The organism is Candidatus Symbiothrix dinenymphae (assembly GCF_001431085.1).
This window is the reverse complement of sequence record NZ_BBRU01000039.1, coordinates 1-1,269: the sequence shown is the minus strand read 5'-3', so window position 1 is coordinate 1,269 and position 1,269 is coordinate 1. Positions and strand designations below refer to the sequence as shown.

Genomic DNA, 1,269 nt, shown 5'->3' with positions numbered 1-1,269 from the left:
TTCCGGTGATGCCGAGCGGTAATTTGGGCGGTATTTGAAAACTTTTGGCATACGTCCATTCCCCTGTTTTATCGGTTGTGTAATTGACTGATGTATAAGTCTTTGCAGCGGAATAGTTGACTATCATGCCTCTGCCCCCATCGCCATAGTCGTTTTGCAGCTCGTTGCGTGTGTAAGTTGTGGCATTTTCCGCTTGGATATGACTGTCGCCAAAATGCAAAATCACAAGTTTGTCGTTTTTTACATTGTCGAAATGCGCTACCAGCCGTTTGGCAACATCTGCATCGTAAAATTGAATGCAGTCATACGTCCTGTCAATTTTCAACGATGGTGGCAATGTGTCCCGAAAATTGGCAAAAATGCTGCAATTGAACGCAATTAAATTAATAAATAGAATCCATTTTTTCATCATTTTTCGTGTTGTGTTCATTAATCATGTCCTTATTAATTGTGTCACTCAGTGCAATAATGCTGTCGTTGACAACCGGCATTGCCCTGCTCGTAGTGTCGCTTGCTGCTTGGATTGAAAAATTTTGTGTGCCCAACCGAGTCATTTTTTTCGCAACACTGCGACTTTGTGCATTATACATTCCAATGGCAAAAACCATATCGGTGATATTATGTTTCCGGATGAGATTCATAAGATTGTGTTTTGAATACCTGAAATCGACCACCCATAGTTCTTCGTAATGGTTGATGAGGTACACCACAAAGGCATTTCCCATCGAATCTTTAATCACCACAATTTTTTTGCCGTTTTTCGCATTCGTTTTGATGTGCATAAGCGGATAGTCCATGCGCAAAAAGGTATCATAGCCTTTACATTTCTGACAAAACACAGAGCTGCGTACTTCTCGATTGGTTTCTCTTTCAAAATAGGAAGCGGTTGTTGCAATGTGTGGAACATAGTACTCGACACTATCCGGATTCTTTTTTACGTTTCTGTCATGTGTCAGAGAGTACAGCGAGCCCAGGAAACGGGATTTTGTGCGTTTTTCCATATTCTCTTTGGGTACGGGCGTTGTTCCGGTGGCTTCACAAAATGCTTCGTAAGCGTAATATGCCCCAAGCGCAGTCCAGTGGTGGTCAGTTTTGAAAAAAATGTATTCGTTGCTGTGTGCATTTAGATGCGTAAAAACGTCTGAAAACAGCACATTCGGCGATAGATAACTGTGAAGCGTTTCGAGTGTTAGCTGATTCTGAGCATTCAAATGGGAGTATTTGCGATTGGGAATAAATGCCGAAGAGAGCGGCGCAACAGCGGTTACA

General features: G+C 42.2%; 1 protein-coding gene and 1 pseudogene. Both read right to left on the bottom strand.

Annotated features, from left to right (window positions below; genetic code table 11):
* Window positions 1-412: pseudogene (locus tag ASC50_RS00760) on the bottom strand (hypothetical protein); the annotation flags it as partial.
* On the bottom strand, window positions 384-1,269 hold an 886-nt coding region (locus tag ASC50_RS00755), incomplete at its 5' end, for a DHHW family protein (RefSeq protein ID WP_226995298.1). The pseudogene ASC50_RS00760 and the gene ASC50_RS00755, both read right to left, overlap by 29 nt.